Here is a 14,128-nt window from a genome sequence, read left to right on the forward strand (position 1 = left end):
GCTTCGGGCGCAGCTTCGGGCTAGCGCATCGGGATGGACCGAATGCCATATGACGCGATGAGCGATCAAAACGACGAGGCCCTGCTTGCGGCCTATGCGGCTGGCGAGCCTGCGGCGGCGCGTGCCCTGACGCTTCGGCTTGCTCCGAAGGCGTTCAGCGTCGCGATGCGGATGCTGAAGGATCGTGCCGAGGCCGAAGACGTGGCGCAGGAGGCGCTGCTGCGCTTGTGGCGAGCGGCCCCCGGTTGGCGCACGGGCGAGGCGCAGGTGTCGACATGGCTCTACCGCGTGGTGTCGAACCTGTGCATCGACCGGATGCGACGGCGGCGCGGCGGGTTTGCCGATCTTGAGTCTGTGGCCGAACCCGAGGATCCCGCGCCTTCGGCGGCCAGCGCCTTGCAAGACACGGCGCGCGGGCAGGCGCTTGAGGCTGCGCTTGATGCGCTGCCAGAGCGGCAGAAACAGGCGGTTGTGCTGCGGCATCTCGAGGGGCTTTCGAACCCCGAGATCGCCGAGATCATGGACATCGGGGTGCGTGCTGTCGAAAGCCTTACCGCGCGCGGCCGAAAGGCGCTTGAGGGGCTTCTGGCTCCGCGGCGCGATGAGCTGGGGTATGATGATGACTGACAGAAAGATGAGTGACGACGGGCCGCTCGCCCCCTGGTTTGACGCTGCCCGCGATGACGCGCCCCTTGCTTCGGGCGACTGGCTGGCCCGGATGGAGGCGATGGCGCTGGCCGAGCAGCCTGTACCGCGCGCCGTATCCCGGCCCGTGCCGGAACGACGGTCCGGTTGGCTGCGCGAGGCGCTTGGACAGCTTGGCGGCTGGCCCGCGATGGCGGGGTTGGCGGCAGCCTGCGTGGCAGGGGTCTGGCTCGGGGCGGTTGCGCCGTCTGACTGGACAGGAATGGGAACAACGGACAGTTTGATCAGCGCGGCTGAACCGGCCAGTGCCTATGATTACGCGATGCTGGGGCTTTGATGATGGGCGATGACAGGAAAATGGCGGGGATGTCGAAAGGGATGCGGGCGTTGCTCTTTGGCTCGCTCGCGCTGAACGTCGCGGTGCTTGGGGTCGGGCTTGGCGCGGTGCTGCTGCGCCCCGATGACCACCGCGCACCGCGCGGGCGCGATTATGCTTTCGCTTACACCGGGGCGTTTTCCGACCAGCAAAGGCAGGATTTCGGCCGCAAGCTGCGCGGGACGTTCGACAAACGGCCTGAGCGTGGCGGGCCGCCCGACATGCTGGCCAATTACCACGAAGCGCTTGGTTTGCTGCGTGACGACCCGTTCGATCCGGTGGCCTTCGGGGCGGCGGTCGGGCGCCAGGACCAGAAGGCCGAGGCGCGCCAGGCGCTGGGCCGCGAGATGATGGTGGCCTTCATCGCCGAACTGCCACCGGCAGAGCGGGCTGCCTATGCCGACCGGCTCGAGGCCCGGATCACCGACATGGCGCAGCGCATCCGCAAGCACGACGGCCCGAGGCCCTGAGCCTCAGCGCCCGCCGGAAACGGCGCGCAGCGAGGCTTCGGGGCTGATGAGCTTTGGCGGCGCACCGGGCGCGAGCATCACCTGATTGCGCCCGGCACCCTTGGCGGCATAAAGCGCCCGATCGGCATGATCCAGCAGGGTTTCGGGCATCTCGCCGCTTCCGGGCATCGCCACCGCGACGCCGATGCTGAGCGTGACGTCAATCGCCTTTGTCCCCGGCCCGGGCAGGCTGAAGGGGACGCTTCCGATGACATGGCGCAACCGCTCTGCGGTGCGGCTGGCAACGCCGGGGGCCGCATCGGGAATGGCGATGAGGAATTCCTCTCCGCCGATCCGCGCGACAAGATCCGCCGCCCGCAGGTTCTGCGAGATGCGCTGTGCAACCTCGACCAGAACGACGTCGCCGGAGGCATGGCCGTGGGTGTCGTTGATGCGCTTGAAATAGTCGATGTCGGCCAGAAGCAGCGCATAGGGGCGGGTATGCGCCGCCGCCCGTTCGGCGAGGCGCGACAGGTAGGGCAATGCATAGCGCCGGTTGTAAAGTCCGGTCAGCGGGTCGGTCACCGCGGCGCGCAGACTGTTGCGCATGGTGTCGCGCAGCCGGTCCTCGGTGCGCTTGCGGGCGATCTGCCGCGGCAGGCGCAGCACCAGCTCTTCGGCGTCAAAGCCCTGCGAGAGCAGATCGCCGGCGCCAAGATCCAGCGCACTGGCCGCTTCGCGCCGACACTCCGGGCGGCTGACATAGACGATCGCCGCCTGCCGGAACAGCGGCGAGGCGCGCAGCTGGGTCAGCAGCGACAGGCCGGACCCGGCCCGCGTGCCGGTATCGACGATGACAAAGACATCGGTCCCGGCGCAATCGTGGCGCAGCGCCATGTCGGGCGTCACCGCTTCGATCCGGTCCCGCAGGCGGGTGCGCAAGGTGGCGACGGCGCTGCGCACGGGGATCTCGGGTTGCACCGGCACCACCGTCACCCGCGCCGGGGCTTCGAATCCGGCGGTGTCCTCGGCCATGCCAAGCGCCTTTTGCGTGACTTCGCGCATGCGCAGCTCGTCTTCGGCGTTGCGGGCGCGCAGCAGGCTGCGCAGCCGTGCCAGCAGCACAAGTTCATCGACAGGGCGGGGCAACACCTCGTCGGCGCCAGCGGCCAGCAGGGTCAGCCGGTCGGCGCGGTCGCTGTCGGGGGGCACCACAATGACCGGTGTCTCCACCGCTTCGGGCCTGGAACGCAGACGGCGGCAGAATTCCGCACCGCTCATGTCGGCGAGATCCGCCGCGACGATCACAAGGTCCGGCTTGTCGCGCGCAACAAGGCGCAACGCATCCGCGCCGCTGCCCGCTTGCAGCACTTCGTAATAAGCTGCGGTGAGCTTCACTCGCAGCACGATCCGGTTGGTGGGAACCCCGTCCGCGATCAGAATCCGACCTGTCATTGCGCGCGCCTCAACGTTCGGTTAGGCAGATGCAGGTGTTGCATCCTCTGCGTTTACTCTTCGGATAAACTGGTTAACAAACTCTTTCATACGTCTGGTGAAAATGACGGTATCGCGAGAACTTGCCGACTTGGTCGGGCTTCAGGCGGTGGCCTGGATGGCAGGGCAGGACGATCTCCTGCCGGTGTTTCTTGGTGCGACCGGCGCATCCGAGCAGGATTTCCGGGACGCGCTCGAAGATCCGGGCTTTCAGGGTGCTGTACTGGATTTCATCCTGATGGACGATGCATGGGTGGCGCGATTCTGCGACGCGCAGGGCCTGCCTTATGATACGCCGCGCGCGGCCCGCGCCCATCTTCCGGGCGGCGGCGAGGTGCACTGGACATGAGCCTGCGCGCCGATGCGGTGCTGTTCGACAAGGATGGCACGCTGTTCGAATTCGGCGCCACTTGGGATGCATGGGGCCGCAAGACGCTGATGGCGCTCTCGGGGGGCGATGCGGCGCTGATGACAGCGCTGGCGCAGGCCTCGGGCTTCGATCTCGTAAATCAACACTTTACCGCCGACAGCCCGGTGATCGCTGGCACCAATCGGCAGGCCGCCGAATGCCTTGCTTCGGCGCTGCCGCACCGCAGTGCCGACGAGGTGGAAGCGCATCTTCTGGGCACGGCCGACGATGCGCCGCTGGTGCAAGCGGTGCCGCTTCTGCCCTTGCTGTCGGATCTGCGGGCGCTGGGGCTGGCGCTTGGTGTCATGACCAATGATGCCGAGGCCGCGGCGCGCATCCATCTGCGCAAAGCCGGTGTCGAGCAGCAATTCGCCTTCATCGCCGGGTTCGACAGCGGCCACGGTGCCAAGCCCGATCCGGCGCCTTTGCTGGCCTTTTCTACGGCGACGGGGATCGCGCCCGCGCGGATCGTGATGGTCGGTGACAGCGAACATGATCTGGTCGCGGGGCGCGGGGCAGGGATGCAGACCGTCGCCGTCCTGACCGGGCCGATCCGCGAGGATCGCCTTGCGCCGCACGCCGATGTGGTGCTGCCCGACATCGGGCACCTGCCGTCATGGCTTGCGGCCTGAGCCGAATATTTCGGTAAAATTCGCTTCTTTGCGGTCTTCTTAATCCGGGATCGGCAGGGTCGGGCCTAGTTTGGGCACGACAACCGATTTGGGCTCTCAAGATTAGACGACTCTTCACATGAACAGAGTCTTTGAACGCATAGGCGGAACAGAAACATGCACGGCTTGATCGCCAGGACTTTGCAGTGCTTCCTGCAAGACACCTACGGTTTGAGCATCTGGCAGAAGATCGCCGAGCTTGCAAAGCTCGACTTCGACGATTTCGAAGCCATGCTCGACTACGACATCCGCACCGTCGAACAGGTGCTGGAGGCGGCCAGCATGTGCCTCGAGAAACCGCGTGATGCGCTGCTCGAAGACATTGGTACCTATCTGATCACGCATCCCAACAACGAAGGGTTGCGGCGTCTGATGCGCTATGGCGGCGTCGATTTCTTTGACTTCCTGCATTCGCTCGAGGATCTGCCGGGGCGCACGCGGCTGGCGGTGGCCGATCTGCAACTGCCCGAGCTCGAGTTGACCGATTCCGTGCCGGGGCAATTCCTGCTGTCCTGTCATGGAAGCCTGTCCGAGATGCCGGGTTTTGGCCATGTTTTGGTCGGCGTGTTGCGCGCGATGGCGGATGATTACGGCGCGCTGGTGATTCTTGATCATCGCGGCGCGCTCGGGCAGGCCGAGGTGATCGACATCACCGTCGTCGAAACCGATTTCGCCGAAGGGCGCAGTTTCGAACTGGCCGCGGCGCCTCCACCGGTCCGGCGGGAGAAAGCATCGTGAAACTGTCGTCCGATGCGCTTGATGCCCTGATGCCGATGCATCTGTCGATTTCCGCCGACGGCAAGGTGCGGCACGTCGGGCCGACGTTGCTCAAGCTGATGCACCACGTCTGTAGCGAGGGCAGACATTTCACCGATGTTCTCGAGGTGTACCGCCCGAAGCGGGCCGAGACAGTGCCGATGCTGCTGGACCTTGCGGGTCGCCGGTTGCAGACCCGGTTGCGCTGTCGTGCGAAGGCCACGCTCAAGGGTCTTGTGGTGCCCGATGGCGACGGCGGGGCGATCGTGAATCTGTCCTTCGGGATCGGCGTGGTCGACGCGGTGCGGATGCACACTCTGACCAGCACCGATTTCGCCGTGACGGATCTTGCGATCGACATGCTTTATCTGGTCGAGGCAAAATCCGCCGCAATGGAAGCGTCACGCACGCTGAACCGGAGGCTTCAGGGCGCGATGCTTGTTGCCGAGCAGCGTTCGTTTACCGATGCTCTCACCGGGTTGCGGAACCGCCGGGCAATGGACGAGGCGCTCAAACGGCTGATCCGCGGCGGTGAGTGTTTTGCCCTGTTGCATCTCGATCTCGACTTTTTCAAGCAGGTCAATGACACCAAGGGGCATGCGGCCGGAGATCACGTCCTGCGGGTAGTGGCGAAGATCATGCTGGAGCTGACTCGCAAGAGCGACCTGGTCGCGCGGGTCGGGGGCGATGAATTTGTGCTGATCCTGTCCGGGCTGCGAGATCGAACTCGGCTCGCCGACCTTGCGGATCGTCTGATCGGGCGGATCGAGCAACCGATCGAGGTCGATGGCGATCTGTGCCAAGTGTCCGCGAGCATCGGAATTGCCTTCAATCATCCGGATGCAACCCCCTTGGAAACGGCCGAAGAACTGCTCGAACGGGCTGATGAGGCACTGTATTCCGCCAAACGCCATGGCAGAGCGCAACACGCGTTTTCGGTCTCGGAACCCGAGAAAGAGGATCGCTGAAGCAGTCTCAGAAATTCGCAATTTTTTCGAAATAGGGGTCTTGCGCATAGCGTATGCGTATCGTAAACCCCGCCGCACGGTTGGGGTGTGGCCAAGTGGTAAGGCATCGGTTTTTGGTACCGTGTACCGTAGGTTCGAATCCTACCACCCCAGCCAATGTCCTCGAAAAATTGCGTACTTCCCAATGGGATAGCCGTTGATCAAGCGGCCAGCCTCCCGTTTCCACGTCGTGGTGGTTCACAAACTGGTTCACATCGTGCGCGGTGCAGGACGCGCGAACCGTCGAGAAAATGGGGGCTTCACCTCGTTCGCAGAAACGGGATCTTCTACTTCCGGCGGCGCTGGCCCGAAAAAATCCGGTGTCTCGGCGCGCCCGCGTTTCTGTCGGTTTCGCTCCGCACCCACCTCCTCGCCGAAGCGGTAAAGCGGTCGGCCGACTTGCTCTCCGCGGTCGAGGCAGGAGAGAAGCACGTGCTCGAAGAACTACAGGACAGCCCCGTCAGCGAGGCCCGGGTCCAGGCGATGCTGAAAGAGATTGTGCGGCGGGCTGTGGCTGGCATGATCGCCCGGCAGGAGAGCGAGTCTGTGACCGAGATTTCCGAGTCCTATCTGGACCGGATCGATACAGAGGCTGGCCACATCCGGGACGCTCAGCGGACAAGGGACTGGTCTGTTGCGTCCACGTTCGCCGGTGAGATCGCTCGGCAGAATGGCCTCGACCCAGCGGCCCTCGAGGCACCCGCAGTTGCCCGGCAAGTGCTCTCCCTTCTACGCCGCCTCAACGATTTGCGCGCGCGAGTCGAGCGGGACTTCGATGACCCGCTCGATGTCGGGCGGGATCTGCTGATCGATCATGGTCTGTCGCCGAACCGGGAGGCTATGAAGCCGCCCATGCTGCTGTCGGAGGCGATCGAGAAGGCCTGCGAAGAGGCCCCGCAAGACGTGGAGACCAAGATCCGGGTCATCGGAAAACTCGCCTTGGCGTATTTCGGCGACGTGCCCGTGGCATCGATCGTGCTCGAGCGGTCTTTCGAGTTCCTCTTCAAGGTATGGATGCTGCCGAAAGGCTGGGGAAAAGGCCACGGCCGGAACAGGCATGAGAAGATCGGCAAAGACTTGTGCCCCTTTGCAGGAGATCCGCGACGCCGATGCGAGAGACGCTCAACTTCTATATGAAATCCTGAATCTCGACACGCTGTCGGTGCCTGATAAGCGCCGCCGGCTTGTGCAGGAACTGATACCGCGGCTCACCGACGGATACCTTTTCGTCCAGCGCGACATGCTCAATCGCATATTTCGCGCCGCGCTCGGGCGGAAACGTGTCGGAAGGGATGTCGATGACGATGATCGCCTCGTACCCTCCCATGTGCAACTGAAGAACCGGTTGCGCGCGTGGCACAAGTCTCAGAAGACACCCTGCAAGCTTCCGAAACGCGTGTCGCGCCAAAGCGGCGGATGTCTTGGTCGCTCGAGCATGTGTTGAGGCTCCTGCGCTCGCCGATCTATCTCGGCACATCGTCACCGAAGCAGCGCGGCCGGAAAGCCACCGCGCGCAAATGCATCATCATCCGCGACGCGATCTATTGGGTCCCGCTCGTCATGATCACCATGGGCGTCCGCCCAGAGGAAATCCTTCAGGCCGCGATCCCGGACGTAGTCCGCCGGGACGGGATCCTCTGCCTCTTCGTCGGAGACGAGGAGGACGCCATGCTGAAGAACGAACAATCTCGACGCGTCCTTGCCCATCCCGCAAACCCTTCTCGATCTGGGCTTCCGGGAATGGGTCGTCGCGAAAAGGAAGAGTGGTGAAACCTGGCTTTTCCCTGAAGTTCAGCCAGACAAGAGTCATGGACGGCGCTCACAGATCTTCGGCGATCGGTTGCGGAAACCCCTGAAGACGCTGAAGCTTCAAGACGCCCGTGAAGATATCTACGCCATGCGGCGCACCCTGTCCTCCAAGCTGATGGGTCTCGGCATCGATACCGGCACGCGTCAGCGGATCCTCGGCCACCTCGAGGGAAAGACCATTGACCGGCATTATTCGGATCATGGCCTTCTGGAGTTAAAAGACATGCTCGATGCCGTCGACTACGGCATCGAAGTCGGCAACGATAGGCGGTTTGGCTTTCCGATCATCGTGGGCAATCGCACCGCAATGCAGTCGGCTCTCGATGTCGAGGTGGCCTTGACCGATCGGCGCGAGGTTTCCGCCGTTCAACTCCGGGACGCGGAAACGGACGAGATCGTGTTCGAAGCCGCCATCTCCGGCCGCAAGGCGCCGTCGGCTTATCCGTGGAATGAATGCAGCGCACTCGATGAGAAAGAGGTCGCGTCCCAGATCATCACGCTCAGGCGACAGTATTCGCTCACGATGCCGGCCAGCGAAGAGGCCACGGCAGCGGTCGAACATCTGCTGTTCCTGGTCGATGACAAACCATTCTACGCTCCCGCCGCGAAGCACAGCGTCACCAAGGAATCGGAGGAAATCGAAAACGCGCCTGTGGCTGCTGCTGAGCCGGTGGTCTAGGAGCCAGGCTGTCGGCCTGTCGATCTCGTGGCGGGGGATCTTGTGGTGTGCGCTCTTCCGAGCCGGCGCGCTGGCCTCACCAAGTCGACTGCGCGTCCGGGAATTGTCGTGCACACCCGGACAATGGCTGGCCGGAAATTTCTCGATATCGCCTGGGGTTGCCCGATCGAGACTGGGGGTCCGGCACCGCATGAGCTCGCGATTGCGCAGGCCGTCGAGATGGCCGAAGCCAAGCTCGACTTTCCGACGCGCTTCAATTTGCGGCGGCGCTTCCTCGTGCCCGAGGCGGATACAGCCAGGCTGCATCGTCGCTTGGGGCGCATCGGCAGGAGCGCCGAAGCAAGGCTCAGGGAAACCCTCGTCCACGCCGGTGACGTCTCTCCGGAGCCGGTCGAGGAACCGCTCAGGAAGCCGCGTCCACTGGTGGTGGAAAGGAAGCGCAGCAAGAGCGTGCGGCCACCTTGTCCGCGATAGCTGTCAGAGCTTTGTCGTCGAAGTTCTCGCTGCGCGGATCGTGCCCGGCCCAGTGCTGTCCCGGCACCGATCGGAAAATCTCGTGCGTGGCTGGCCGCGACCGGACAGGAAGCGCCATTGGCACGAAAGGGCATCAGGAAACTGGATGCATGATCACACGCGCCCTGCGCGCGGCGGGGACAGGTCAAAGACAGAACGACAGAAAGACAGAAGCCGAGACCCACCCTTCCGAGGGCGGGTCTCCGCAGCTCCCGAGATGGAATCAGACGTGCAGGCGCCGATTCACGAGCCTTTCCGCATTGATCCGCGCATCCGCGACCTCGAGCATCCATCGCAGCCGCCGGAGGCCCTGCAGCAGCGATAGAACGGTCTTCCCCTTCTCGGTCAGATCCCGTCGCTTCTCTACAGATCCCACGGCACCGTGCTCGGGATCGTTGTGGCCGTGTAACACCTGCACGATGACGATCGTCTCGTCTTCCAGTTCCGCGTCGAGACGACGGATGAGTGGCTCGAGGTTCCTGACCGCATCGGTATCGATCCATCTATTGCCGGAAAGCATCGCGAGGTCGCGCAGATAGCATGCCCTTTCGACTGCGGAGGAAAAGATGTCGGCATACCGGAGGCCGTCACTGATCTGCCGGGTTTCCAGCAGGATATGTGTAAAGAGTTCCTCCAGCGAAATCTGAAGATATGTATTGCGCATGACCACTCCTTGGTTTTCCGGCGGCGCACCATGCGACCGCCATTCAAGTCGCCGGCGCGCACGCCGGCGGAGAGGTCAGGCCGCGTCGCGGCCCGCATTGGCGGTCTCCTCCGAAACGACTTGCGTCTGCGCGATGTCGATTTCGGCGAGCAGGTCGCCAAGCGCTTCCGCCAGCAGGCACAGATCATGCACCGCCGGGTCGTCCGGAGAGAGCGCACAGAAATGCGCCGCGCCAGGTGCTTCGGGATCATCGCCGATCTGCAGACAGAATAGATCGCGCAGCCACCGCAGTTCGCGCCAGCAATGTCGGTCCATGCGATCGGCCCGCCGCAAGCGCGCGGTCAACCTCACGCACCGGCCCTGCGCGCCGACGCCTCCTAGGAGTCCCGCCCCATGGACGAGCACCTGATATTTTCGCGTGACGAACTGTTCGGCGGCTCGCACCGCGGCTTCGCTGTGCTTGCCATCTGATGTTGGCGTTCCTTGCACGGACAGTCGTGACCGCATCAAGCGTCCTCACCTCCTTTCCTTGGACGGGGTTTCAGGTAGGCGTTCCCGGTAGCAGCCGAAGGAATTTCATTGGCCGACCCTCGTTTCATTCCGCGCTGTCCGGCTGAGACCGGTGCGCCCTCGCGAGAAGGGGCGCGCCGAGATCGCCGGCAGCAGCTTCCCAACTTCCCGTTCCGAATGCCTCACCATTGGGTCCGACTGGGCGCTCCCGCAGCAATCTGGCTTCGGACTGGTAAGCCTTCGCGCCCAGGGCCGTGCCGGCGGGTCGCCTTGTCCTGACTACCACCCCGACGCGGGTATCGAATTCCCCTCCAACGCCGCGTGGCCGCATGCACGTTGATCAACCCGGGCACGGACAACCGCGGCGCCGCTTCGGATGCATTCTACCGCTTCTTTCGGAGAGCCCGGTCGTGCCGCTTTCTGCGCGGGTTTTTCGCCCCTTTTCGACGAAATACCTCCGTATCCGCGCCGAGCCGCTCGGCGGTGCGCCTTGCCGCCTCCGCATGGGTCTTGCTCGCCAGGACCTGACCGGCCCGGCGCGTGTAGACCGGTGTCACACCGCGCGTGCGGTGACCGAGAATGACCGACGCGAGGGCGGCCTCCTCCGGCGCGCGTGCGACGATGAAATTCGCGGCCGAATGGCGGATCGGGTGCGCCGTGACACGGCGGCCGAGCCGATCTTCGGTCAGGCGTCCGATGTTTTCCGAGAGCGTAGCACCGAGAACGGCGAGACCGTTGTCGCCGACGAAGAGCTTGTTCTCCGTGGGTAGTGCCATCGCGGCGCGGAGCCGGGAAATGTAGAAGGACAGGCACCGTACGGCCTCGCTGCTGAAGAGCCTGGTCTCCGCCTCGCCTGTTTTCGTGTCGCACCCCTCCACATGTATCAGGACAAGACGTGACAGAAGGCCGGGTGTGACATCGACCGAGGCGAGCGCACCGACGCGCATCGGAGCTTCCGTCAGCAACACGAGTGCCAGGGCTGTCCGCGCCAACATGTGGGCCTCTTCGAAGTCGCGTCGAAGGCGTGCCTCGTCGAATTTTCGATCTGCCAGCTCAAAGATCTCCAGGCCAAAATGCCTGAGATCGTCGGTGGGAAGAGCCCGGCCGGCATTGCGTGACGGGGAGGCCGCAGCGATTTTCTTCAGGCTCCGATGGGTCCTTTCGAGCCAGCCATGATCCTTTTCCGGGAACAGGGCACTCGAGAACGCAAGCAGGCTCGCGATCTCAATAGTTGCGGCTGCCGGTCTGCTACCAGCTTCCTGCATTTTTCTCAGACGGGCCTTCACCCCGGCAGAATGAAGGACGCATGGCAGGCTGGATTCGCGACAGCAGTCGAAGTATCTGCCAGCCGCTTCCACGCACCTCTTCAGCGTCGAGGCAGCCCATGCCTGAACCAGCAGCCCATCTTCGAGACCGTCCGGGTCGATGATCAACATCGGCGCGGCGCGATCCTGCCACTCCTGCGGGCATCGTCTCAGATGTCGTTTCAGATGCTCCGCGAAATCGGCCCGCGGGTCGCGCGGGTTGCGACGCCTCGGTTCGCGCAGGGAATAGAGCATGGGCGCGGCCTCGGGGAAGACGAGCCCGAGGACCTGCCGCATGCTCGCTGCCACATCCCTCCGCGCCCGCTGGATTGGTGCGATTACGGCTTCGCACGTCTGCCGCGTCACCTCGAGAGGGTCCGGCGCGAGCAGGACCCACCGCCCAAGTGCTTGGCCGAGGCGGTGTCTTTGATGTTCCGTAAGCGAAAGCGCATCGAACCGGACGCGCAGGACGTCCGGCCAGGCGTCGCGCGGTGCCGTTACCCGGTGTTTCGGCATGCGTGATCCTCCACGATATTGAAATTGACCTTCGCAAGCACGCTCCGCTGGCTCCTTTCGAGAAGATGCAGATAGCGGTGCTGAGCGATGATCGCGTTGACTTCGGCGTAGTAGCTCTGCGTCGTCTCGATGCGCCGGTGATCGAGCAGGATCCGCACCAGTTCCATGGCGCTGGGATCCTGATCGAGAATGATCTTGCCGGCGAGATGCCGCATGACATGCAGATTCAGATCGATCCTGAAATGCCGCCACAGCTGATTGCGAAAGGTATTGTTGGCCTTCTCCTTGGACATGTGTCCCAAGCCCGGCGGATGCGCAGACGCGTCGTTTTTTTTTCGGATAGCCCGGGAACAAGTGCGGGTTGCCCACTCGGGCACGGGCCAGGCGGCGGGCTTCGGGGAGAAAATGCGCGATATAATATTTGATCATCTTCACCGTCTCCGGATCGATCTGGATGTGCAGTTCGCTCAACGTCTTCGTTTCGATTGCCGGGATTATGAGGGTCCCGGTGCCGCCGCTGCCCGTGGGAAGGATCAGGTGCGGGTCGTCACCTTCGTGGCGCAGGCCCACGAGGCTGGTCCTGCGCAGCGGGCCTGTGTATTGGGAAATCCGAAGGAAAAGAGCGTTACGAGCCAAAGCGATATGCTACTTGCTCGGGCGCCGACCCTTCTGAAGGCCCTTGCAAGCCATTTTCCAGAGCTCGCCGGGGGCCTCGAAATACCGGCGCAGCCGGCTTTCCTCGGAAAAGCGCGCAAGTTTCAACTTGTGCCTCTTGCCGATCCTGCGGCTGGTGTAGACACGGGTCTTCGTCCCGTCCTTCTTCAGTTTCGTGGCCACGACCATCGGGTCGATGGACACCTTGAATTCCTCGAGGGCGCTCAGCCGGGTCTCGTCGATCCCGATGTGGCGCGCGATGGCGCACAGAGTCTCGACAAGGGAATGCTCGTAGCGGCCTTCTTCCTTTGCATTCCAAGTTTCCCCGCTCGCCTCGACGCGCGCCCGGCGGGCCTTTCGGGCGCCGACGACCATCGCCTTGGCAATTGAGGTGTCGAAGAGGTCATCCTGGGACGCCGGTTTGCTCGTGATCCGATGGTCTTCTTGAGCCGCGTGCCAGGCACGTTTCGCAGCATCGCGCCAATTCTTCCGCGTTCCAGGCTCAATCGGGATCGCCGCGTTTTCATCTCCGGCCTCTCCCCCAGCGTCCTCGAATATCCCGAACTCGGCATATTCTTCGTCCGTGCTTTCGGAAACCAGCTCTTCCCAGGCGCATTCCACCCTTGCCGACACGGCCTTTTCGAGGATTTGATCCAGCGGGGCGCGGATGTATTGCGAAACATCATGCCACTTCACCATCGCCTGCCGGTGGACCGGCAACGTGGGCGTAGGCAATTCTCGGGCCAGGCCGGTGACGGATGCCGCCTCGTTCCAAGCCCGCACGAAGCGACGCAGTTTCTCTTCATGGCTGTTCGAGAAGTTGGACCGTTCGGCCTCGTAGAAGGAAAACGGCAAGCCCTGATCGAGGTTTTCGAGATCCGCGCCGAAGTGATCGGCAAAGAGAACGAACCGCCGCGCAATGGCCAGAGCGCTGGTTTCATGCTTTTTCAGCCGCTCTTCAACCGCAGTCAACGCCTGCTTCGCGGCTTCGGACATGTTGGCGAGGTCGTTCTTGCGCACCTTTTTGCGAGAGCAGTCGACAAGACGGACGGCGCGCAGGCAGAGCGATCGCTTGTTCTCGAGTGTTTTTCTCGTCTTGCAGTCCAGATCCTCGGGGGACAGCCGCTTGAAAATTGCCGAGACCGTCGCCTCGGTCGCAGCGATCTCTTCTGTCGTGGATTGCTCGGCGGACGCGAGGCCCTCCAGGGCCGAAGTGGCCCGCTTGGCATCATCCGGGCCCATCGTGAGACCCGCGGCTTGCTGGGCGTCGCGGAGCGTCGGGATTCGCCCCGGCAGGTTTACGGCGAGCCAGCGGGTCGGCTCGTCGGACCAGACCCGTAAGGCACGCCTTGCGTCGGACAGGACCTGCGCAGCCCGGTCGCCGAGTAGCGCGCGGATCTCCACGGACGGGTCGAGAAGGATGGCCTCCAGTTCGTCCACTGAGAGCCTGCCGTCGCGTCCGATTGCGCTCGCCAGTGAGCGGAGGCTGGCGATCGTCGCGTTACGGGACGACGGCGTCAGTTTCGAGAGCCAGAGCGCGCGCTCGAGGTCCGTGGTGTCGTTGGTCGGGCTAATCGTCTTTTCCTGTATCATCTTTCTGCTCTTCCTTTCTTGCCTGGAGGGGGCGCGCACACGCGGTGGTTTCGAGATGAAAACCACCGCGTGTGCGCGC

Annotated in this window: 18 protein-coding genes, 1 tRNA gene and 1 pseudogene; 12 read left to right on the forward strand and 8 right to left on the reverse strand. The window is 63.5% G+C overall.

Features of this window, described 5'->3' with window-relative positions; translation table 11 throughout:
• The first annotated feature begins 42 nt into the window (after positions 1–42).
• Genes KO516_RS10165 through KO516_RS10175 form a run of 3 tightly spaced genes read left to right on the forward strand, consistent with a single transcriptional unit; the run spans position 43 to position 1,491 of the window.
• Positions 43–627, forward strand: coding sequence for an RNA polymerase sigma factor (locus KO516_RS10165; RefSeq protein WP_371742067.1), 585 nt, complete (start codon positions 43–45; stop codon positions 625–627).
• Between the two features lie 7 nt (positions 628–634).
• A complete protein-coding gene (locus KO516_RS10170; protein WP_252737520.1) occupies positions 635–982 on the forward strand; it encodes a hypothetical protein in 348 nt (115 codons plus the stop codon).
• A gap of 29 nt (positions 983–1,011) precedes the next feature.
• Positions 1,012–1,491 (forward strand): periplasmic heavy metal sensor, encoded by a 480-nt coding sequence (locus KO516_RS10175; RefSeq protein ID WP_252737521.1) that lies wholly within the window; start codon positions 1,012–1,014, stop codon positions 1,489–1,491.
• A gap of 3 nt (positions 1,492–1,494) precedes the next feature.
• Here KO516_RS10175 and KO516_RS10180 read toward each other — a convergent pair whose 3' ends face one another.
• Positions 1,495–2,925, reverse strand: coding sequence for a diguanylate cyclase (locus KO516_RS10180; protein ID WP_216003676.1), 1,431 nt, complete (start codon positions 2,923–2,925; stop codon positions 1,495–1,497).
• 103 nt (positions 2,926–3,028) lie between these two features.
• Between KO516_RS10180 and KO516_RS10185 the strand changes: the two genes are divergently transcribed.
• From KO516_RS10185 to KO516_RS10210, 7 genes and pseudogenes are all read left to right on the forward strand, one after another.
• Complete coding sequence (locus KO516_RS10185; protein WP_216003677.1) at positions 3,029–3,313, forward strand: DUF3572 domain-containing protein; 285 nt, start codon at positions 3,029–3,031, stop codon at positions 3,311–3,313.
• Positions 3,310–4,005, forward strand: a complete 696-nt coding sequence (locus KO516_RS10190) for an HAD family hydrolase (protein ID WP_216003678.1) — start codon at positions 3,310–3,312, stop codon at positions 4,003–4,005. The genes KO516_RS10185 and KO516_RS10190 overlap by 4 nt, the downstream gene beginning before the upstream one ends.
• A 156-nt stretch (positions 4,006–4,161) precedes the next feature.
• Positions 4,162–4,782 (forward strand): heme NO-binding domain-containing protein, encoded by a 621-nt coding sequence (locus tag KO516_RS10195; RefSeq protein ID WP_216003679.1) that lies wholly within the window; start codon positions 4,162–4,164, stop codon positions 4,780–4,782.
• The gene (locus KO516_RS10200; protein ID WP_216003680.1) at positions 4,779–5,768 is read left to right on the forward strand and encodes a diguanylate cyclase domain-containing protein; all 990 of its coding nucleotides are present in this window, start codon (positions 4,779–4,781) and stop codon (positions 5,766–5,768) included. Before KO516_RS10195 ends, KO516_RS10200 begins: the two co-directional genes overlap by 4 nt.
• 81 nt (positions 5,769–5,849) lie before the next feature.
• Positions 5,850–5,924: transfer RNA gene (locus tag KO516_RS10205), tRNA-Gln, on the forward strand.
• A pseudogene (locus KO516_RS24735) lies at positions 5,925–6,212 on the forward strand (DUF6538 domain-containing protein); the annotation flags it as partial.
• A 27-nt stretch (positions 6,213–6,239) separates the two neighbouring features.
• Positions 6,240–6,944, forward strand: coding sequence for a hypothetical protein (locus KO516_RS10210; protein ID WP_216003681.1), 705 nt, complete (start codon positions 6,240–6,242; stop codon positions 6,942–6,944).
• Here KO516_RS10210 and KO516_RS10215 read toward each other — a convergent pair.
• Both KO516_RS10215 and KO516_RS10220 read right to left on the reverse strand, forming a co-directional pair.
• Entirely contained in the window at positions 6,937–7,134 is a 198-nt protein-coding gene (locus KO516_RS10215) for a hypothetical protein (RefSeq protein WP_216003682.1), read from the reverse strand. The genes KO516_RS10210 and KO516_RS10215 overlap by 8 nt on opposite strands.
• Before the next feature lie 152 nt (positions 7,135–7,286).
• A complete protein-coding gene (locus tag KO516_RS10220; RefSeq protein ID WP_216003683.1) occupies positions 7,287–7,514 on the reverse strand; it encodes a hypothetical protein in 228 nt (75 codons plus the stop codon).
• On the opposite strand from KO516_RS10220, the gene KO516_RS10225 reads away from it, so the two are divergent.
• Together KO516_RS10225 and KO516_RS10230 are read left to right on the forward strand one after the other, a co-directional pair.
• On the forward strand, positions 7,507–8,295 hold the full coding sequence (locus KO516_RS10225) for a hypothetical protein (RefSeq protein ID WP_216003684.1): 789 nt from the start codon (positions 7,507–7,509) through the stop codon (positions 8,293–8,295). The genes KO516_RS10220 and KO516_RS10225 overlap by 8 nt on opposite strands.
• A gap of 219 nt (positions 8,296–8,514) precedes the next feature.
• Positions 8,515–8,769: a hypothetical protein gene (locus tag KO516_RS10230; protein ID WP_216003685.1), complete on the forward strand. Its 255-nt coding sequence runs from the start codon at positions 8,515–8,517 to the stop codon at positions 8,767–8,769.
• A gap of 262 nt (positions 8,770–9,031) precedes the next feature.
• Here KO516_RS10230 and KO516_RS10235 read toward each other — a convergent pair whose 3' ends face one another.
• The 5 genes from KO516_RS10235 to KO516_RS10255 form a co-directional block, all read right to left on the reverse strand.
• Positions 9,032–9,472, reverse strand: coding sequence for a hypothetical protein (locus KO516_RS10235; protein WP_216003686.1), 441 nt, complete (start codon positions 9,470–9,472; stop codon positions 9,032–9,034).
• Positions 9,473–9,547: 75 nt separating this feature from the next.
• The gene (locus KO516_RS10240) at positions 9,548–9,979 is read right to left on the reverse strand and encodes a hypothetical protein (RefSeq protein WP_216003687.1); all 432 of its coding nucleotides are present in this window, start codon (positions 9,977–9,979) and stop codon (positions 9,548–9,550) included.
• A gap of 386 nt (positions 9,980–10,365) precedes the next feature.
• A complete protein-coding gene (locus KO516_RS10245; RefSeq protein ID WP_216003688.1) occupies positions 10,366–11,802 on the reverse strand; it encodes a hypothetical protein in 1,437 nt (478 codons plus the stop codon).
• Positions 11,784–12,095 (reverse strand): hypothetical protein, encoded by a 312-nt coding sequence (locus KO516_RS10250; RefSeq protein WP_216003689.1) that lies wholly within the window; start codon positions 12,093–12,095, stop codon positions 11,784–11,786. Before KO516_RS10250 ends, KO516_RS10245 begins: the two co-directional genes overlap by 19 nt.
• Positions 12,096–12,447: 352 nt before the next feature.
• A complete protein-coding gene (locus KO516_RS10255; protein ID WP_216003690.1) occupies positions 12,448–14,049 on the reverse strand; it encodes a hypothetical protein in 1,602 nt (533 codons plus the stop codon).
• Between the last annotated feature and the right edge of the window lie 79 nt (positions 14,050–14,128).

The sequence above is a fragment of the Citreicella sp. C3M06 genome, from assembly GCF_018860705.1.
Classification (GTDB): domain Bacteria; phylum Pseudomonadota; class Alphaproteobacteria; order Rhodobacterales; family Rhodobacteraceae; genus Salipiger.